The sequence below is a fragment of the Inquilinus ginsengisoli genome (genome assembly GCF_031453975.1).
In the GTDB taxonomy this organism is placed as follows: domain Bacteria; phylum Pseudomonadota; class Alphaproteobacteria; order DSM-16000; family Inquilinaceae; genus Inquilinus; species Inquilinus ginsengisoli_A.
This window is the reverse complement of sequence record NZ_JAVDPW010000010.1, coordinates 100,772-117,585: the sequence shown is the minus strand read 5'-3', so window position 1 is coordinate 117,585 and position 16,814 is coordinate 100,772. Positions and strand designations below refer to the sequence as shown.

Annotated in this window: 18 protein-coding genes; 11 read left to right on the top strand and 7 right to left on the bottom strand. The window is 71.7% G+C overall.

Features of this window, described 5'->3' with window-relative positions; genetic code table 11:
* Positions 1 to 7 precede the first annotated feature (7 nt).
* The gene (locus E9232_RS26790; RefSeq protein WP_309799319.1) at positions 8 to 922 is read left to right on the top strand and encodes a pseudouridine-5'-phosphate glycosidase; all 915 of its coding nucleotides are present in this window, start codon (positions 8 to 10) and stop codon (positions 920 to 922) included.
* On the opposite strand, the gene E9232_RS26785 is transcribed toward E9232_RS26790, so the two are convergent.
* From E9232_RS26785 to E9232_RS26775, 3 genes are all read right to left on the bottom strand, one after another.
* Complete coding sequence (locus E9232_RS26785) at positions 919 to 1,986, bottom strand: lipid A deacylase LpxR family protein (RefSeq protein ID WP_309799317.1); 1,068 nt, start codon at positions 1,984 to 1,986, stop codon at positions 919 to 921. The two genes, E9232_RS26790 and E9232_RS26785, sit on opposite strands and share 4 nt — an antisense overlap.
* An 87-nt stretch (positions 1,987 to 2,073) precedes the next feature.
* The gene (gene bioD, locus E9232_RS26780; protein WP_309799315.1) at positions 2,074 to 2,757 is read right to left on the bottom strand and encodes a dethiobiotin synthase; all 684 of its coding nucleotides are present in this window, start codon (positions 2,755 to 2,757) and stop codon (positions 2,074 to 2,076) included.
* Positions 2,754 to 3,908 (bottom strand): aminotransferase class I/II-fold pyridoxal phosphate-dependent enzyme, encoded by a 1,155-nt coding sequence (locus E9232_RS26775; protein ID WP_309799313.1) that lies wholly within the window; start codon positions 3,906 to 3,908, stop codon positions 2,754 to 2,756. The genes bioD and E9232_RS26775 overlap by 4 nt, the downstream gene beginning before the upstream one ends.
* 117 nt (positions 3,909 to 4,025) lie before the next feature.
* Here E9232_RS26775 and bioB point away from each other — a divergent pair, with 117 nt between their 5' ends.
* Positions 4,026 to 5,072: a biotin synthase BioB gene (bioB, locus tag E9232_RS26770; RefSeq protein ID WP_445351992.1), complete on the top strand. Its 1,047-nt coding sequence runs from the start codon at positions 4,026 to 4,028 to the stop codon at positions 5,070 to 5,072.
* Complete coding sequence (locus E9232_RS26765; protein ID WP_309799312.1) at positions 5,062 to 6,330, top strand: adenosylmethionine--8-amino-7-oxononanoate transaminase; 1,269 nt, start codon at positions 5,062 to 5,064, stop codon at positions 6,328 to 6,330. The genes bioB and E9232_RS26765 overlap by 11 nt, the downstream gene beginning before the upstream one ends.
* 186 nt (positions 6,331 to 6,516) lie before the next feature.
* Here E9232_RS26765 and E9232_RS26760 read toward each other — a convergent pair whose 3' ends face one another.
* Positions 6,517 to 7,116 carry a flavin reductase family protein gene (locus E9232_RS26760; protein ID WP_309799310.1) on the bottom strand — a complete coding sequence of 200 codons (600 nt, stop codon included), beginning with the start codon at positions 7,114 to 7,116 and terminating at the stop codon, positions 6,517 to 6,519.
* A gap of 187 nt (positions 7,117 to 7,303) precedes the next feature.
* Here E9232_RS26760 and E9232_RS26755 point away from each other — a divergent pair, with 187 nt between their 5' ends.
* On the top strand, positions 7,304 to 7,765 hold the full coding sequence (locus E9232_RS26755; RefSeq protein ID WP_309799309.1) for a DUF4126 domain-containing protein: 462 nt from the start codon (positions 7,304 to 7,306) through the stop codon (positions 7,763 to 7,765).
* Between the two features lie 37 nt (positions 7,766 to 7,802).
* Here the strand turns inward: E9232_RS26755 and E9232_RS26750 are convergent, their stop codons facing one another.
* The gene (locus E9232_RS26750) at positions 7,803 to 8,285 is read right to left on the bottom strand and encodes a YybH family protein (protein WP_309799307.1); all 483 of its coding nucleotides are present in this window, start codon (positions 8,283 to 8,285) and stop codon (positions 7,803 to 7,805) included.
* Positions 8,286 to 8,533: 248 nt separating this feature from the next.
* Here E9232_RS26750 and E9232_RS26745 point away from each other — a divergent pair, with 248 nt between their 5' ends.
* Positions 8,534 to 9,082, top strand: a complete 549-nt coding sequence (locus tag E9232_RS26745) for a hypothetical protein (protein ID WP_309799305.1) — start codon at positions 8,534 to 8,536, stop codon at positions 9,080 to 9,082.
* Between the two features lie 7 nt (positions 9,083 to 9,089).
* On the opposite strand, the gene E9232_RS26740 is transcribed toward E9232_RS26745, so the two are convergent.
* Together E9232_RS26740 and E9232_RS26735 are read right to left on the bottom strand one after the other, a co-directional pair.
* Positions 9,090 to 9,854 carry a 5'-methylthioadenosine/adenosylhomocysteine nucleosidase gene (locus tag E9232_RS26740; protein WP_309799303.1) on the bottom strand — a complete coding sequence of 255 codons (765 nt, stop codon included), beginning with the start codon at positions 9,852 to 9,854 and terminating at the stop codon, positions 9,090 to 9,092.
* A gap of 69 nt (positions 9,855 to 9,923) precedes the next feature.
* Entirely contained in the window at positions 9,924 to 10,187 is a 264-nt protein-coding gene (locus tag E9232_RS26735; RefSeq protein ID WP_309799301.1) for a hypothetical protein, read from the bottom strand.
* Between E9232_RS26735 and E9232_RS26730 the strand changes: the two genes are divergently transcribed.
* From E9232_RS26730 to pdeM, 6 genes are all read left to right on the top strand, one after another.
* Positions 10,186 to 10,860, top strand: coding sequence for a hypothetical protein (locus E9232_RS26730; protein WP_309799299.1), 675 nt, complete (start codon positions 10,186 to 10,188; stop codon positions 10,858 to 10,860). The genes E9232_RS26735 and E9232_RS26730 overlap by 2 nt on opposite strands.
* Before the next feature lie 168 nt (positions 10,861 to 11,028).
* Positions 11,029 to 12,291 (top strand): arsenic transporter, encoded by a 1,263-nt coding sequence (locus tag E9232_RS26725; protein ID WP_309799298.1) that lies wholly within the window; start codon positions 11,029 to 11,031, stop codon positions 12,289 to 12,291.
* A 120-nt stretch (positions 12,292 to 12,411) separates the two neighbouring features.
* Positions 12,412 to 14,883, top strand: a complete 2,472-nt coding sequence (locus E9232_RS26720; protein WP_309799296.1) for a ligase-associated DNA damage response DEXH box helicase — start codon at positions 12,412 to 12,414, stop codon at positions 14,881 to 14,883.
* A gap of 95 nt (positions 14,884 to 14,978) precedes the next feature.
* Entirely contained in the window at positions 14,979 to 15,593 is a 615-nt protein-coding gene (locus E9232_RS26715) for a hypothetical protein (RefSeq protein WP_309799293.1), read from the top strand.
* Complete coding sequence (locus tag E9232_RS26710; protein ID WP_309799291.1) at positions 15,590 to 16,030, top strand: hypothetical protein; 441 nt, start codon at positions 15,590 to 15,592, stop codon at positions 16,028 to 16,030. The genes E9232_RS26715 and E9232_RS26710 overlap by 4 nt, the downstream gene beginning before the upstream one ends.
* A gap of 60 nt (positions 16,031 to 16,090) precedes the next feature.
* Positions 16,091 to 16,792 (top strand): ligase-associated DNA damage response endonuclease PdeM, encoded by a 702-nt coding sequence (gene pdeM, locus E9232_RS26705; protein WP_309799290.1) that lies wholly within the window; start codon positions 16,091 to 16,093, stop codon positions 16,790 to 16,792.
* Positions 16,793 to 16,814 lie beyond the last annotated feature (22 nt).

Here is a 16,814-nt window from a genome sequence, read left to right as displayed (position 1 = left end):
GACCGCCATGAACAGCCTTCTCTCGATCGCCCCCGAGGTCTCCGCCGCCCTGGCCGCCGGCCGCCCAGTGGTGGCGCTGGAGAGCACCATCATCTCGCACGGCATGCCCTATCCCCAGAACCTGGAGATGGCGCAGCGGGTCGAGGGCATCATCCGCGAGGAGGGCGCGGTGCCGGCGACCATCGCCGTCGCCGACGGCCGCATCCATGTCGGGCTGGACGAGGCGCTGCTGCACCGGCTGGCGACGGCCAAGGGCGTGGCCAAGCTGTCGCGCCGCGACCTGGCCGGGATCCTGGCGTCGGGCGGGCTGGGCGCCACCACGGTGGCGGCGACCATGATCGCGGCCCACCTCGCCGGCATCCGCGTCTTCGCCACCGGCGGCATCGGCGGCGTGCATCGCGGCGCCGAAACCAGCTTCGACGTCTCGGCCGATCTCGACGAGCTGGCGCGCACCCCGGTGGCGGTGGTCTGCGCCGGCGCCAAGTCGATCCTCGACCTGCCCAAGACCCTGGAATATCTCGAGACCCGCGGCGTGCCGGTGATCGGCTACGGCACCGGCACCCTACCCGCCTTCTTCTCCCGCTCCAGCGGCCTGGCCCTGGCGCTGCGCCGCGACACGCCGGAGGAGGTCGCCGCCCTGCTGGACGCCCAGGCGGCGCTGGGCTTCCCGGCCGGGGCGGTGATCGCCAACCCGATCCCGGAGGCACATGCGCTGCCCGAGGCCGAGATCGACGCCGCCATCACCAGCGCCCTGGCCGACGCCGGGCGCGAGGGCGTGGGCGGCAAGGACGTGACGCCCTACCTGTTGGCCCGCATCGTCGCCCTGACCGGCGGCCGCAGCCTGACCGCCAACATCGCCCTGGTCGAGCACAACGCCCGCCTCGGCGCCCGCATCGCCAAGGCGTTGGCGGCCCGCGCCTAGAACCGCAACGACAGCGAGAGCGCGCCGTACTGGCTGAGGTCACCGCCCTTCTGGCCCTCGAACTCCTTGGTCCGGAAGACATGGGTGTAGGCGAGGCGGGCGCCGGAGATGGTCATGGCGACGCCGAGCTGCAGGTCGCCGACCAGCGGGTTCTTGGTGACGTGCGGGCTGTCCTCGAAGGTGTTGCCGTCGAGGAAGATGTTGCGGGCCACGGCGCGGCCCTCGACGCTGGCGAAGAAATACCAGCCGAAGCCGCTGGTCGGGATGAAGAAGTCCGAGCCCGGGATGCTGGGCCGGATCCGCGGCGGGCCGTAATCGACGGGCAGGTCGAAGCCGAGGCGTATGGTGGCGCCGGCCGAGGCCTGGGTCAGCACGTTGCCGACGGTGGCGCCGACATAGGGTGACAGGTCGAAGCCGATGCCCAGCGGCGCCGCGACATAGAGGCTGCGCCAGGTGCGCTCGTAGCTGAGGATCACGCCCGGCTCGTTGTGCAGCTGATGGCTCCAACCCCGCGCCCGGTTCACATCGATGATGTGGTGCACGGTGCTCTGCACCTGCTCGCCCAGCGCGTAGGGGCCGACCACGCCCATCTGCAGCTCGAGCCGGTCGAGCCGGTCGCCCGAATCCGCCAGGAAGGCGGCGCCGCCGTACAGCCAGGCGGCATAGGGCCGGTCGTGCTGGTCCGGGTTCTGCCGGGTGATGTCCTTCGGGGTGAACATGCTCTGGCCGAAGCTGAAGCTGGATCGCACCGGCGCCGCATCCGGGAACAGCGGCAGCGCCCGCACCGTGTTGAGCAGCCAGTCCGGCGTCCCGGCCTCCGACGTGGTGTAGGAGAAGCGGAAGCCGTTGGTGTAGCCGCGGTCGGTCCTGGCGAAAAGGTCGTTCTCCAGGGTGAAGCCGAGGATCGAGCCGGTGTCCTCGGCCAGGGGATGCGGCGCTTCCGGTGTCGGGTTCACCACGGTCGGCGTGGTGACCTGCGCCTGCGCGGCGCCCGCGAGCAGAAGCAGGCCGGCACCGGCCATGGCGCTGGTCCGCCATGGCGACGCGGTGCGTGATCTCGTCATGTATCCCCCTCCGACTCCGATCCGCCGGGCCTCGGCGGATGACGTAAGAGCCGGAACGGGACAAACGGCCGATCGGTTCCCTCTCGGTCAGATCCGCGCCGCCGCGGCGATCGCCGCCATCGCCGCGGGATCGGCCTCCGGTCCCCGCCGCTCCAGTGCGAAGACCGGGACGGCGCCGGCGAAGCGGCCGATGGTCTCCCGGGTCTCCTCCAGCGGCACGGTGCTGCCGGGCGTCTCGCTGAGGACGATGGCGCGGACATCCAGCCCGGCGCCGCGCAGCACGGCGAGCGTGGTCAGGGTGTGGCTGATGGTGCCGAGATAGCTGCCGGCGACCAGCAGCACCGGGACGCCCAGCGCCGCCATCCAGTCCAGCACGGTCTCGCGCCCGGTCAGCGGCACCATGGCGCCGCCGACGCCCTCGACCAGCAGCGGGTCGTCGCCCGCCGCGGCGATGGCGGCGCGGCCATGGGCCACCAGCGCGGCAAAGTCGATCGCCCGGCCCTCTCTCCGCGCGGCCATGTCCGGCGACAGCGGGGGGACGAAGCGCCAGGGCGCGATCTCGGCCAGCGCCGCGTCGGTGGTCTTCCGGTCGAGCGCGCGCAGCAGCACCGCCGGGTCGCTGTCGCCCTTGGTCGAATCGTCGAAGCCGCTGACCACCGGCTTCAGCGCCCGCACCGCCCGGCCCTGGCCGCGCAGGTGCCGGGCCAGGGCGGCGGTGATGAAGGTCTTGCCGATCTCGGTGCCGGTGGCGGTGATGAACAGCGCGCTCATCGCCCCAAACCCTGCGCCCTCAAGGCCTTGGCCAGGCGCTCGATCTCGGCCTCGGGATGGTTGGCGGTGAAGGTGACGCGCAGCCGCGAGGTGCCCGGCGCCACCGTCGGCGGCCGGATCGCGGTCACCAGGAAGCCATCGGCCTCCAGCCGCTTCGCAGCGTCCAGCGCCGCCGCGGCGTCGCCGATGATGACCGGCACGATCGGGCTGTCAGCCGGCGGCAGGCCCATCAGCCCGGTGAACAGCCGCGCCTTGAGCACCGGCCGGGCGACCAGCGCGGCATCGCCCTCGATCAGGTCCAGCGCCGCCAGCGCCGCCCCGGCCGAGGCCGGGGGCAGGCCGGTGGAATAGACCAGGGTGCGGCTGCGGCTCTTGATCAGGTCGATCACCGGCGCCGCGGCGCAGAGATAGCCGCCATAGCTGCCGACCGCCTTGGACAGCGTGCCCATCTGCAGCGGCACATCGGCCTTGCGGCCGCCGATGAAGCTGGAGCCGCGGCCGCCGCCGACCACGCCGATGCCGTGGGCGTCGTCGGTCAGCAGCCAGGCATCGTGGTCCGCGGCCAGCGCGGCGAGGTCGTGCACCGGCGCCAGGTCGCCATCCATCGAGAACACGCCGTCGGTGGCGATCAGGCAGCGCTCATGCTTGCGCCGCCGGGCCTGCAGCAGCTCGGCGAGATGGCCGAGGTCGTTGTGGCGGAACACGGCGACCGGCGCCCCGGCCAGCTTCGCCCCGGTCCAGACGCAGGAATGCACCAGCTCGTCGACCAGGATCAGGTCGTTCTCGCCGACCAGGGTCGGGATGATGCCGGCATTGGCGAGGTAGCCGGAGCCGAAGACGCAGGCCGCCTCGGCCCCCTTCAGCACCGCCAGCCGGCGTTCCAGCTCGTCGAGCAGCGGGGTGTTGCCGGTCACGAGTCGCGAGGCGCCCGCCCCGGCGCCGTAGCGTTCGACCGCCGCCTGCGCCGCCGCCTTCACCGCCGGGTGCTGGCTGAGGTTCAGATAGTCGTTGCAGCAGAAGGACAGCAGCCGGCGGCCGCCGCGCAGGATCCAGAGTCCATCCAGCCTTTCGGTCGGCTGCAGGGTGCGCAGCAGGCTGCGCGCGGCCAGGGAGCGGAGCTTCCCCGTGGCGAATTCATCGAGGGATTTCATGCGCTTGGTCTTACGAGTTCACGTGCCGGGCGGCGGAGATGGCTTGACGTGGCCGGCCGGGACAGTAGCTTCGGGTCCCATCGGGCGCAATTGCGCCCCTCGGGAGATGTCCGCGCGATGACGACCCTGGACCGCCAGATGATCACGACCACGGCCACGATCACCGCCACGCGCCCCCCGGCCCCGCTCGGGCAGGTGCGCAGCGACTGGACGGTGGCGGAGATCCGGGCCCTGTTCGCCCTGCCCTTCCCCGAGCTGATCTTCCAGGCCCAGACCGTGCACCGCATGCGGTTCAACCCGGCCGAGGTCCAGATGTCGCGGCTGCTGTCGATCAAGACCGGCGGCTGCCCCGAGGATTGCGCGTACTGCCCGCAGAGCGCGCAGTTCGAGACTGGCGTCGACGCCTCCAAGCTGATGGAGGTCGAGACCGTGCTGGCCGAGGCGCGCGAGGCCCGTGACGGCGGCGCCACCCGCTTCTGCATGGGGGCCGCCTGGCGGTCGCCCAAGGACCGCGACATCGACAAGGTCTGCGCCATGGTCGAGGGCGTGCGCGCCATGGGCATGGAGACCTGCATGACCCTGGGCATGCTGACCCCGGACCAGGCCGGGCGGCTGAAGCAGGCCGGTCTCGACTACTACAACCACAACCTCGACACCTCGCCGGAATTCTACGGCGAGATCATCACCACCCGGACCTACCAGGACCGGCTGGACACGCTGTCCCATGTCCGCGACGCCGGCATCTCGGTGTGCTGCGGCGGCATCGTCGGCCTCGGCGAATCGATCGGCGACCGCGCCTCGCTGATCCACAGCCTGGCCAGCCTGCCGGTGCACCCCGAAAGCGTGCCGATCAACCTGCTGATCCAGGTCGAGGGCACGCCGCTGGCGGGCAGCGACCGGGTGCACCCGATCGACTTCGTCCGCACCATCGCCGTGGCCCGCATCGTCATGCCGGCCTCGAAGGTGCGGCTGTCGGCCGGGCGCGAGGACATGACCGACGAGATGCAGGCGCTGTGCTTCGTCGCCGGCGCCAACTCGATCTTCTGCGGCGCCAAGCTGCTAACCACCCGGAACCCGGGCGAGGACCGCGACCAGGCGCTGCTCGACCGGCTGGGCATGGTGCCCGAGCCGGGCCCGGAGATCGCCAGCGCCGATGCCGCCTGAGGGTCCTGCCTGGCTCGACCAGGGCTGGCTGCATGTCTGGCTGCCCTACGCCCAGATGAAGCATGCGGCGGTGCCGCTGCCGGTGGTGGCAACCGAGGGCGTGCGCATCCGGCTGGCGGACGGGCGCGAGCTGATCGACGGCATCGCCAGCTGGTGGACCGCTTGCCACGGCTACAACCACCCGCACATCCGCCAGGCGGTGGAGCGGCAGCTCGCGGCCCTGCCCCATGTCATGTTCGGCGGGTTGGCGCATGAGCAGCCCTACCGCCTGGCCGCGCGCCTCGCTGCGCTGCTGCCCGGCGATCTCGACCGGGTGTTCTTCACCGAATCCGGCTCGGTCGCGGTCGAGGTCGCGATCAAGATGGCGGTGCAGTACGGGCTGAACCGCGGGCTGAGGGGCCGGTCGAAGGTCCTGGCCTTCCGCGGCGGCTATCACGGCGACACCATCGCCACCATGGCCGTGTGCGACCCCGAGGAGGGCATGCACAGCCATTTCGGCGGGCTGCTGCCGGAGAATGTGATCGCCGACCTGCCGCGCGACGCGGCCGGTCTGGCGGCGCTGGATGCGCTGTTGCAGCGGCGCGGTCCCGAGATCGCGGCGATCCTGGTCGAGCCGCTGGTCCAGGGCGCCGGCGGCATGCTGTTCCACGAGCCGGAGGTGCTGCGCCGGCTGCGCGACCTGGCCGAGCGGCACGACGTGCTGCTGATCTTCGACGAGATCTTCACCGGCTTCGGCCGCACCGGCTCGATGTTCGCCTGCCAGCAGGCCGGGGTGGTGCCCGACATCCTGACCCTGTCCAAGGGCCTGACCGGCGGCACCCTGCCGCTGGCGGCGACGGTGGCCTCCGCCAGCGTGTTCGAGGGCTTCTGGTCGGACGACCCCGGCCACGCGCTGATGCACGGCCCGACCTATATGGGCACCGCGCTGGGCTGCGCCGCCGCCAACGCCACGCTGGACCTGTTCGAGACCGAGCCGCGGCTGCAGCAGGTGGCGGCGATCGAGGCCCAGTTGAAGCGCGAGCTGGAACCCTGCCGCACCCTGCCCGGCGTGCGCGACGTCCGCGTGCTCGGGGCCATCGGCGTGGTCGAGCTGGAAGCGATCCGCGACCTCGCGGCCCTGAAGCGCCGCTTCGTCGCGGCCGGCGTCTGGGTCCGGCCGTTCCGCAACATCGTCTACCTGACCCCCGCCTTCACCATCGCGCTGGACGAGCTGTCGGTGCTGACCGGCGCAATCGCGACGGTGCTGGGCGAGGGCTGAGGCGCCCGACTCACGGCCATGCCACCCTCACCCTCCCGTCGCCTTTGGCGTGAGCGTAGCCTTTCCGGCTTCCCCACATCGTCATTGCGAGCGCAGCGAAGCAATCCATCGGGCCGCTCGTGCGGGACCATGGATTGCTTCGTCGGCTTCGCCTCCTCGCAATGACGGTAGGGGGAAGGCCGACCCTCAGCGCGGCCGCTGCATGCTGAAGACGGTGTCCAGCACGCCGTACTCCATGTAGCCGAGCCGCGAGATCGCGCGCCGGGCGGAGAGGTCGATGCGGCCGTCGACGATGACCGCATCGTCGATGTGGATCGACACCACCTCGCCGATCACGATCGCGCCCGGCATCGGCTCGCCCGCCGCCGTCGTCAGCGGCACCGACTTGACCCAACGGCATTCCAGCGCCGCGGCGGCCGCCGCCACCCGGGGCGGTTTCACCAGCCGCGACGGCACCATCTCCAGCCCGGCGAGGTCGGCTTCGCTCACCTCGGGGCCGACGGTGGCCGAGGTGGTGTTCATCTGCTCGCGCAGGTCCCAGGTGGCGAGGTTGGCGACGAATTCACCGGTGACCTCGGCGTTGCGTTGCGAATCCTTCGGCCCGCTGGGCGCGAACATCACCATCGGCGGCCGGTCCGCCACCGCGTTGAAGAAACTGTAGGGCGCCAAATTGACCACGCCCGCGGGGCTGACCGTGCTGATCCACCCGATCGGCCGCGGCACCACCAGCGCCTTGAACGGATCATGCGGCAGCCCGTGGTCGCGCAGCCTGGGTTGGTAGTCCATGGATCGTCTCGCGGCTTGGGAGACCCGATAGAAGGGCGGCCTAGGCGGCCGGGTCAAGACGGCAGCGGGGAAGCAGCCCTGCCTGTACGGATTTATCTCCGCTGGAGCCGAATCGCACATCCCTGCACACTCCATCCGAGACATTCGGCGCGGCCCTCCGCGGCCGACCGTTCGGAGGGAGAGAGCGATGTCCATCCTTGTCCTGGCGCTGCTGATCGGGGTCGTGGCCGGGCTGCGGGCGCTGACCGCGCCGGCGGCCGTGGCCTGGGCCGCCCATCTCGGCTGGCTGCCGCTGGGTGGCACCTGGTTGGAGTTCCTGGGCTACACCGCCACGCCCTACATCCTCACCCTGGCCGCGATCGCGGAGCTGGTCGCCGACCAGCTGCCGCGGACCGGCAGCCGCAAGGCGCCAGGGCCCTTCGCCTTCCGGATCATCGTCGGGGCGCTGTGCGGCGCCGCCTTGGGCGAGCCCGGCAGCATGCTGATCGGCGGCGCGGCGGCGGGCGCCATCGGCGCCGTGATCGGCACCCTGGCCGGCTATCAGGCCCGGATGCGGCTGGCCGCGGCGGCGGGCCGGGACCTGCCGATCGCCCTGCTGGAGGATGCGATCGCCGTCGGCGGTGCGCTCTGGATCGTCGCGTCGGTGTAGGCCGAGGGGCCGGAGGTCGCCCGGCCCCTGTCCCCGCTCAGAAGGTCAGGTTGCGCACGATCTGCCATTGGCCGGACGGGTTGCGGCGCCACACCGTCAGATAGGGGCCGGAGGAGCTGTGGGTCTCGCCCTTGGCGTCGACCCTGGTGGTGCCGCCATGGCCCCATTCGTAGATCAGCCCGTCGCGGATCGACTGGATGCCGTCCTGCTGGATGGTGCCGCCGGTGACCTTGCTGCCGGGCGCGAAACGCTCCGCGATGAAGGCCTCGATCGCCGCCCGGCCGGCAATGGTCTTGCCGTCGCCGAGGATGAACATGGCGTCGTCGGCGAAGGGGGCGACGGCGCGGCGGGCGTCCTGCGCCTCCAGCGCCGGGATCCAGTCGGCGTTGGCCGCGTCGATCACCGGCCTGGCCGCGGCCAGGTCCTCCTCCGGCGTGCCGGCCCGGGCGCCGGGGGACAGCGCCGCGCAGAGCGCCAGGGTGGCGACGGCCAAAGTCTTGGAAGGCAGGATGGTCTTCATCAGGCTCCTCCTCGCAATTCGCGTTTCTTGCCGAGGGGTCGGGACCGCTCCAGGACGGTCGTCCGCCATGGCCTTGCCCGGCCCGTCTGACACTATAACCTCCAACCCGGTTAGGCATGGGTGGAAAATCCGCATCAGGGCGGCGGTTCGGCATTGCCGTGCCGGAGATGACAAAAGCTTCATGCGGGGCCGCGGAATAGCCGGGGGGCCCGCGGGGTCAACGGTCTGTCGGTTCACGACGCCAACCCATGGACAAGATCATGTCCCTCGCCCGCTTCCCCTGGTTCCGCCTGCCGCCGCTGGCCGCCCTCGCTTTGGCCGGCACCACCCTGTCGGCGTTCGCGTTGCCGCGCGTGGTGCCCGATGAGATCGACCCGGTCTCGCTGCTGCCCTTCACCAACACCGTGGACGGGGCCGGCGTGGCCACCGCGGTGCAGGGCGACCCGTTCGCGGCCCGGGGCGTCACCATGCCGGACTTCACCGCCGCGGTGACGCGGATCATGAGCGAGACCTTCGCCACCCGCTTCGTCCCGGCCGCCGGCCACGGCGCGGGGCCGAAGCCCTTTGTCGCCCTTGCCTTCAACCCGGCGGCGGGGCTGCTGCCGGAGGCGCTGTGCAACGGCCGGCCGGTGGCCACCGAGGCGGCGCGGCGCCCGATCGTGGTCCGGGCCGCCACCTGCATCGACGGCAGGGCGCAATCCGCGGCCACCGGCTATCTCGACCAGGCTGCGGGGCCCGCCGACCCGGGCTTCACCAGCCTGGTGCAGGGCCTGACGCAGCGGCTGGTGAATCTGTGAGGGACCGCTACAGCACCGTGACGATGCGTCCGACCACGCGGGCGGCGATGCCGGCGGCGGCGTCGAGGAAGGCAGGGAAGTCCATGTGGCTGTCACCGCCGGCGAGGTCGCTGAGCGCCCGCACCACCACCGCCGGGGCGCCGAAGCGCTGGGCCACCGCCGCCACCGCCGCGCCCTCCATCTCCACCGCCACGCCGCCGAAGCCGAGATGCAGCCGCTCGCGCGCCACGGGGTCGTTGACGAAGCTGTCCCCGGTCAGGATGGTGCCGAAGATCAGTCGGGAGCGATGCGGCTCGCCGCCGGTCGCCGCGGCACTGAATCCACCGATATCAACGCCTTCCAGTGCGTCCTTGATCTTCGACATCAGGTCGGGCGGCAGGATGTAGCCGATGTCCTCGGGGAAACCGGGCAGCGGCGGGACACCGGGCTGGTAGGGCTTCAGCCGGCCACCGACCAGGGCGCCGTAATCATGCATCACCAGCCGGTCGGCCACCACCACATCGCCGATGCCGAGATCGGGGTCGAGCCCGCCGGCGACGCCGGAGAACAAGAGCGCCCGGCATTTGAACTCCTGCAGCAGCAGGGTCGCGACCATGGCCGCATGGCTCTTGCCGATGCCGGCCTCGACCGCCACCAGATCCTTGCCGCCGAGCCGGCCGATGCGGAAGCGGCAACCGGCGATCTCGCGCTCCTGCCGGATCACCAGATCGGCATGCGCCGCCAGCTCCTGCGGGATCGCCGCCATCAACCCGATCGGTCCGTTGCCGCCCATCGCATCCCTCCGCGCCACGTCCCCGCCCTTATGCCTGGGGCGGGGACAGGCGCCAAGGGGATGCGACGGTCAGGACAGGCCGAGAGCCGGCCGGGCGCGCGGGCCGATCAGGCGATAGGCCACGATCAGCAAGCCGAACCACACCGGGGCGACATAGAGGCGCCGGGCATGGCTGCCTTGCCCGCCGCTCTGGCTGACGACCCCCAAGCACGGTCGGCCCAACATTGCAGGCGTAACGCGATGATCGGGCGATGAAACACTTTTGTGGAGCTTTTGCCGTAAAATGCATCCGGAACTGGCTTTCGTGAGAGTGAGCACCGGATCGATGACCATGGCGACCGTCCTGGACGAATTGCGCGCCGACCCCGAGGCCTTCCTGCGCCACTACGCGGTGGCCATTGCCGGCCGGGCGCCCGATCTGACGCAGCTTCAGGAAAAGCGGGCGAAATTCCAGCTGCGCACCGAAGGGCGCGCGGCGTTCCGCGGCTTCCAGACCGGCATCGCGGGCCTGCGGTCCAAGCAGAAGGACCGCCCCTCCATCCAGTTCGCCCAGCTGCCCGCCAACAGCAACGCCGCGCTGGGGCCCGACGTCGCCGAGGTCTGGTACGTGCCGATGGCCGAGGACACCACCCGGATGGCCAACCGCCACACCCTGCTCTCCGGCACCGAAGGCCCCGACATCGCCTTCACCTCCCAGCTGTCGGGCTGCACCTTCTCGATCGGCACCGCGTCGCAGGGTGGCGGCCTGATCGTGTCGCATATCCGCCCGCCCCAGGGCCGCCAGCCGGACGCCGCGGACTACCAGGCCATGCGCGACGCGGGATCGCTGGGCCCGATGGCCCATTTCTTCGATCGCGAATCCCGCCCCGGCCAAACCTCCTACGGCGAACCCGGCAATCTCGCGACGATCATCGGAGTCAGGCGCGGCGGCACCTGGCGCTTCTATGCCCAGATCTACAACCTGGTCGACCGGCGCCTGTACAAGGTGGAGCGCCTGAACGCCTGATCGGCCCGACACAAAGGCTGGACGCCGCCCCTGCATCGCTGGCAATTCTGCAACGACGGTCGCGTGGGAACCCGACGGCCGCCGAACGAATTGTGCGGACATGGCCTTGGGCCGGGGCCCCGAAGCCTCGGCGCCCGATCGCCGTGGGAACAGAGGCCGAAGCCCCCGATGAGCATCCTGACCGACAGCGCCGCCGCCACCTGGGGAATCGCGGCGCTGGCCACCATCGGCGTGATCGCACGGCCCTGGCGCCTGCCGGAGGCGATCTGGGCGGTGGCGGGCGCCGCGGCCCTGGTCGGGTTCGGCCTGCTGTCCGGCAGCGATGCGCTGATGGCCATCGGCAAGGGCGCCGACGTCTACCTGTTCCTGATCGGCATGATGCTGCTGGCCGAGCTGGCCCGGATCGAAGGGCTGTTCGACTGGGCCGCGGCGATCGCCGCCCGCCAGGCCCGCGGGTCGGCCAGCCGGCTGTTCGGGCTGACCTATGTCGTCGGCATCGTCGTCACCGTGTTCCTGTCGAACGACGCCACCGCGGTGGTGCTGACGCCCGCGGTCTATGCCGTGGCGCGGGCGGCCGGGGCGCCGCCCCTGCCCTACCTGTTCATCTGCGCCTTCATTGCCAACGCCGCCAGCTTCGTGCTGCCGATCTCCAACCCGGCCAACCTCGTGGTGTTCGGCAGCCAGATGCCGCCGCTGCTGACCTGGCTGTCCTGGTTCACCCTGCCGTCGGTGCTGGCGATCGGCGCCACCTTCGTGGCGCTGCGGCTGACCCAGGCCAAGGCGCTGCGCGCGCCGATCGCAACCGACATCGTGGTGCCGGCCCTGCCGCCGGGCGGCCACATCGCCGCCTGGGGCCTCGGCGCCACCGCCGTGGTGCTGCTGCTGGCCTCCGGCTTCGGGCTGGATCTCGGCCTGCCGACCGCGCTGGCCGGCCTGGCCACCACCGCCATCGTGCTGCTGCACCGCCGCGCCGCGCCGTGGCGGCTGATGCGCAGCATCTCCTGGGAGGTGCTGCCGCTGGTCGCCGGCCTGTTCGTGCTGGTCGAGGGGCTGGACCGCACCGGCGTGGTCCACCTGCTGGCCGGCACCCTGCAGGAGGCCGCTTCCCGCTCCATCGACGGCACGTCCTGGGGCGTCGGCGTGATCGTGGCGGTGGCGACCAACCTGATGAACAACCTGCCGGCCGGGCTGATCGTGCAATCCACCCTCGCCCAGGCACCGGTGCCGCCGCAGCTGGCCGGCGCCGCCCTGATCGGCGTCGACCTCGGCCCCAACCTGTCGGTCACCGGGTCTCTGGCCACCATCCTGTGGCTGGTCGCCCTGCGCCGCGAGGGCATCGAGGTCGGCGCCCTGCAGTTCCTGCGCCTCGGCTGCATCGTCATGCCGCCCGCCCTGCTGCTGGCCCTCGCCGGGTTCCTGCTGCCGTGGTGACCGCCCCGGACACCGGCTTGACGAGAACAAACACTAAACACTTGCGCTGCCGCCCGGCGATGGGCTGATCTGGTGCGGTGACGGCGACGGCCGTGACGGCGTTTGTCGGGACAAGGGATCATGAGCGCGCTGGCGGAGACCGCCGAACCGCTGCTGCCGGCGGCCTTCGAAGGCTGGTTCCGGCACAAGGGCTGGACGCCGCACCTGCACCAGCTGGCGATGCTGCAGGCGGCGCGCGACGGCGTGCACGCGCTGCTGATCGCCCCGACCGGCGGCGGCAAGACCCTGTCCGGCTTCCTGCCCTCGCTGACCGAGCTGGCGGAGCGGCCGCGCGAGGGGCTGCACACCCTCTACATCTCGCCGCTCAAGGCCCTGGCGGTCGACATCCACCGCAACCTGGAGCAGCCGATCGCCGAGATGCGGCTGCCGATCCGGGCCGAGACCCGCACCGGCGACACGCCGCAGGCCAAGCGCGAGCGCCAGCGCCGCCACGCGCCGCAGATCCTGATGACCACGCCGGAAAGCCTGGCGCTGATGCTGTCCTATGGCGACGCCGACCGCATCTTCGGCGGCGTGCGCTGCGTCATCATCGACGAGCTGCACGCTTTGGCCGGCACCAAGCGCGGCGACCTGCTGGCGCTGGGCCTCGCCCGCCTCGCCTTCCATGCGCCGACGGCGCGGCGGGTCGGGCTGTCGGCCACCGTCGCCCATCCCGACGCGCTGGTCGCCTGGCTGTCGCCCAGCGGCCATGCCGATCCGGCGCTGGTGCGCACCGTCCAGGGCCCGCCCGGGATCAAGCCGATCGTCGAGATCCTGGAGGCCGAGGCGCCGCTGCCCTGGTCCGGCCACATGGGCACCTATGCCGTGGCCGACCTGTACGACCGCATCCGCAAGGCCGGCACCACCCTGCTGTTCGTCAACACCCGGGCGCAGGCCGAGCTGGTGTTCCAGGCGCTGTGGCGGGTCAATGACGACGTGCTGCCGATCGCGCTGCACCATGGCAGCCTGGCGGCGGAGCAGCGGCGCAAGGTCGAGGCGGCGATGGCGCGGGGTGAGTTGCGCGCCGTGGTCGCCACCTCCTCGCTCGACCTCGGCATCGACTGGGCGGCGGTCGACCTGGTGATCCAGATCGGCGCGCCCAAGGGCGCCAGCCGCCTGCTGCAGCGCATCGGCCGCTCCAACCACCGCTTCGACGAGCCCTCGGTGGCGCTGCTGGTGCCGGCCAACCGCTTCGAGGTGCTGGAGTGCCAGGCCGCCGCCGACGCGGTCGAGGCGATGACGCTGGACGGCGACCCGCCCGCCCCCGGCACGCTGGACACGCTGGCGCAGCACCTGCTGGGCTGCGCCTGCTCCGCCCCCTTCGACGCGAAGGAGATGTATGCCGAGGTGCGGCGGGCGGCGCCCTATGCCGCGCTGACCCGGCGCGACTTCGACGACGTGCTCGATTTCGTCGCCCACGGCGGCTACGCGCTGCAGGTCTATGACCGCTTCCATCGGCTTAAGCGCGACGCCGACGGCCGCTGGCGCGTGGCCAGCCCGGTGGTGGCGCGGCAGTACCGCATGAATGTCGGCACCATCGTCGAGGAGGAGACGCTGAAGGTCCGGCTCGGCGGCGGCTTCGGCAAGGTGCTGGGCGAGGTCGAGGAGTATTTCGCCCAAGGCCTGGTGCCGGGCGACACCTTCATGTTCGCCGGCCAGCTGCTGCGCTTCGAGGGCATCCGCGAGATGTCGGTGATCGCCAGCCGCGCCGCCAGCGGCGAACCCAAGGTGCCGGCCTTCGCCGGCGGCCGCATGCCGCTGACCACCCATCTGGCCGACCGGGTGCGCCGCCTGCTGTCGACCCCCGCCCATTGGGCCGGGCTGCCCGACGATGTGCGCGAATGGCTGGAGCTGCAGCGCCACCGCTCCGGCCTGCCGGGCCCGGGCGAGCTGATGGTCGAGACCTTCCCGCGCGGCGGCCGGCACTACATGGTGGCCTATTGCTTCGAGGGGCGGCAGGCGCACCAGACCCTGGGCATGCTGCTGACCAAGCGGATGGAGCGGGCCGGGCTGGGGCCGATCGGCTTTGTCGCCACCGACTATGTGCTGGCGACCTGGAGCCTGCATCCGGTGACCGACCCGGCGCCGCTGTTCAGCGAGGACATGCTGGGCGACGACCTGGAGGCCTGGATGGGCGATTCCAGCCTGCTGCGCCGCACCTTCCGCAACGTCGCCATCATCGCCGGGCTGATCGAGCGGCGGTCGCCCGGCGAGAAGAAAACCGGGCGCCAGGTCACGGTCAGCGCCGACCTGATCTACGACGTGCTGCGCCGGCACCAGCCCGACCATGTGCTGCTGCGGGCCACAAGGGCGGATGCGGCCCGCGGCCTGGTCGACGTCGCTCGCGTGGCACTGTCGCTGAAGCGCGCCCGGCGCAAGCTGACCCACCGCGCGCTGGACCGGGTCTCGCCGCTGGCCGTCCCGGTGCTGCTCGAGATCGGCCGCGTCAGCGTCGCCGCCGGCGCCATCGACGCGATGCTGGAGGAGACCGCCGCCGAGATGATCGCCGAAGCCACGCCGCAGAAGGCCGAAGGGCGCCGGCGGCGGGGGTGAGCGGCGCAGCAGGACCGACCGAATTCTGGCCCCCCTGCCCCATCCCGCTGAATTCGCTACGATCCACCCCGGCAGCCAGATTCGGGGGGCGATCGATGGCAGAGGATGCGGACAGGCGGGATCGGCTCGCGCGGGCCAAGGCGGCGCTGGAGATCGATGCCTCGCCCGAGGCACGCGCCCGGATCAAGGCCGGCTACGAGGCGCTGTGCGTCGACCTGGTCAGCGCCTGGGTGCTGGGCGAGAAGCGGTTCGAAAGCCAGGGCCAGCAGGCCGAGGACTGGATCGCCCGCTGCTACGAGGCCCTGCACAGCGACGAGCAGCCGGACGCGGCCCGCATCTACGCCCGGTTCCAGCTGGGGCTGCCGCGAGCGCAGTACCTGGCCCGGCTGCTGCGCGCCCGCCGCAGCGCCCAGTGGCGCGCCGCCGCCCGGGCCGAGCTGCGCCAGGCGCTGCAGCGGGCCGAGACCATGTCCCGCGAGGCCGCCGCGGTCGGCCGGGCACAGATCCAGCGCTTCGACCTCAGCCTGTCGCGCGGCGCCTATGACGAGCTGGTGGTGCTGTATGACGCCGTGGCGTCCGCCGTCACCGGCGGCGACCGCCCGGCGCCGCCGACCAAGCGGCCCTCCTCCCCCACCCTGACCTGGTTCTCGATCACCGCCGAGACCATCCTGGCCCTGCTGGACGCCCTGCCCGAGGAGACCAAGCCGTGAGTCCGCTGAACCCGCTGACCATGGTCAGCCTGATGCTGACCCTCGCCGGCCTGCTCGGCAGCTTCTTCTACATCCAGCTCAGCCAGTGGCTGCGCGACCTGATGGCGCTGGAGAAGAAGAGCGATCTGAACCGCTTCGCCGGCAGTGAAGCCGAGAAACGGGCGCTGCTGGAATGCCGGGTCGAATACCGCAAGCTGGTGAGCTGGCCGACCGCGGTGGTCAATCTCAGCGTGATCCTGTTCGTCCTGTTCGTGCTGGGCAACGCCCTGCTGATGATCCGCACGGCCACGGCCGATCCGCTTTACCCCAACATCGCCGTCGCGCTGTGGGTGTTCCTGGGCCTTTTCGTCGTGCTGTCGTTCGGGCTGCTGGGACTGGGCCAGCGCAGCGCCGCCGCCACCCGGCGGATCCTGGACAAGGCGGCGCCGAAGCCCTGATCAGAACGGAAGTCGAACAAAGCCATTGCCGGACCCCGGAAGCGGGCCTAAACCGGAAGCATGCCGACCCGCACCATTCCGCTCCGCGACCACGACTTCCGGCCCGACCCGTCGGGCGCGCTGTGGTGGCCGGAGCGGCGCTGGCTGCTGGTCGCAGACCTGCATCTGGAGAAGGCCACGGCGCTGGCCCGGCGCTCCGGCCGCCTGCTGCCGCCCTATGACAGCGCCGCCACCCTGGGCCGGCTCGGCGCGGTGATCGACCGGCTGGATCCGGTCACCGTGGTCGCGCTCGGCGACAGCTTCCACGATTCGGCCGGCGCCGACCGGCTGGGCGCCGCCGAGCTGGCGGTGCTGGGCCGGCTGGCCCGGGGTCGCGACTGGATCTGGGTGTTGGGCAACCACGACCCCGATTTGCCGGCGGCGCTGCCCGGCGACCGCATCACCGAATTCGCGATCGACGGGGTGACCTGCCGCCACGCCGCCCTGCCCGGGGCCACGGCCGAGATCTCCGGCCACTACCACCCCAAGGCGGCGGTCAGCGGCCGCGCCGGGCGGGTGACCGGGCGCTGCTTCGTGGCCGACGACCACCGGCTGGTGCTGCCGGCCTTCGGCGCCTACACCGGCGGGCTCGACGTGCTCGACCCGGCGATCCGCGGGCTGCTGGCGCCGGCCTTCCATGTCTGGCTGATCGGCCGCGCGGTGCTGCACCGCTTCCCTGGCGCCCGGCTGTCGCCGATCGGACAGCGCTGGGCCGAGGCCTGACCCGAAGGGTGCTGGACTTTCG

What these genes read in the sequence shown, in the direction of transcription:
- E9232_RS26790 (WP_309799319.1), top strand. Translation starts at nt 8, where the DNA reads ATGAACAGCCTTCTCTCGATCGCCCCCGAGGTCTCCGCCGCCCTGGCC.
- E9232_RS26785 (WP_309799317.1), bottom strand. Translation starts at nt 1,986, where the DNA reads ATGACGAGATCACGCACCGCGTCGCCATGGCGGACCAGCGCCATGGCC.
- bioD (WP_309799315.1), bottom strand. Translation starts at nt 2,757, where the DNA reads ATGAGCGCGCTGTTCATCACCGCCACCGGCACCGAGATCGGCAAGACC.
- E9232_RS26775 (WP_309799313.1), bottom strand. Translation starts at nt 3,908, where the DNA reads ATGAAATCCCTCGATGAATTCGCCACGGGGAAGCTCCGCTCCCTGGCC.
- bioB (WP_445351992.1), top strand. Translation starts at nt 4,026, where the DNA reads ATGACGACCCTGGACCGCCAGATGATCACGACCACGGCCACGATCACC.
- E9232_RS26765 (WP_309799312.1), top strand. Translation starts at nt 5,062, where the DNA reads ATGCCGCCTGAGGGTCCTGCCTGGCTCGACCAGGGCTGGCTGCATGTC.
- E9232_RS26760 (WP_309799310.1), bottom strand. Translation starts at nt 7,116, where the DNA reads ATGGACTACCAACCCAGGCTGCGCGACCACGGGCTGCCGCATGATCCG.
- E9232_RS26755 (WP_309799309.1), top strand. Translation starts at nt 7,304, where the DNA reads ATGTCCATCCTTGTCCTGGCGCTGCTGATCGGGGTCGTGGCCGGGCTG.
- E9232_RS26750 (WP_309799307.1), bottom strand. Translation starts at nt 8,285, where the DNA reads ATGAAGACCATCCTGCCTTCCAAGACTTTGGCCGTCGCCACCCTGGCG.
- E9232_RS26745 (WP_309799305.1), top strand. Translation starts at nt 8,534, where the DNA reads ATGGACAAGATCATGTCCCTCGCCCGCTTCCCCTGGTTCCGCCTGCCG.
- E9232_RS26740 (WP_309799303.1), bottom strand. Translation starts at nt 9,854, where the DNA reads ATGGGCGGCAACGGACCGATCGGGTTGATGGCGGCGATCCCGCAGGAG.
- E9232_RS26730 (WP_309799299.1), top strand. Translation starts at nt 10,186, where the DNA reads ATGGCGACCGTCCTGGACGAATTGCGCGCCGACCCCGAGGCCTTCCTG.
- E9232_RS26735 (WP_309799301.1), bottom strand. Translation starts at nt 10,187, where the DNA reads ATGGTCATCGATCCGGTGCTCACTCTCACGAAAGCCAGTTCCGGATGC.
- E9232_RS26725 (WP_309799298.1), top strand. Translation starts at nt 11,029, where the DNA reads ATGAGCATCCTGACCGACAGCGCCGCCGCCACCTGGGGAATCGCGGCG.
- E9232_RS26720 (WP_309799296.1), top strand. Translation starts at nt 12,412, where the DNA reads ATGAGCGCGCTGGCGGAGACCGCCGAACCGCTGCTGCCGGCGGCCTTC.
- E9232_RS26715 (WP_309799293.1), top strand. Translation starts at nt 14,979, where the DNA reads ATGGCAGAGGATGCGGACAGGCGGGATCGGCTCGCGCGGGCCAAGGCG.
- pdeM (WP_309799290.1), top strand. Translation starts at nt 16,091, where the DNA reads ATGCCGACCCGCACCATTCCGCTCCGCGACCACGACTTCCGGCCCGAC.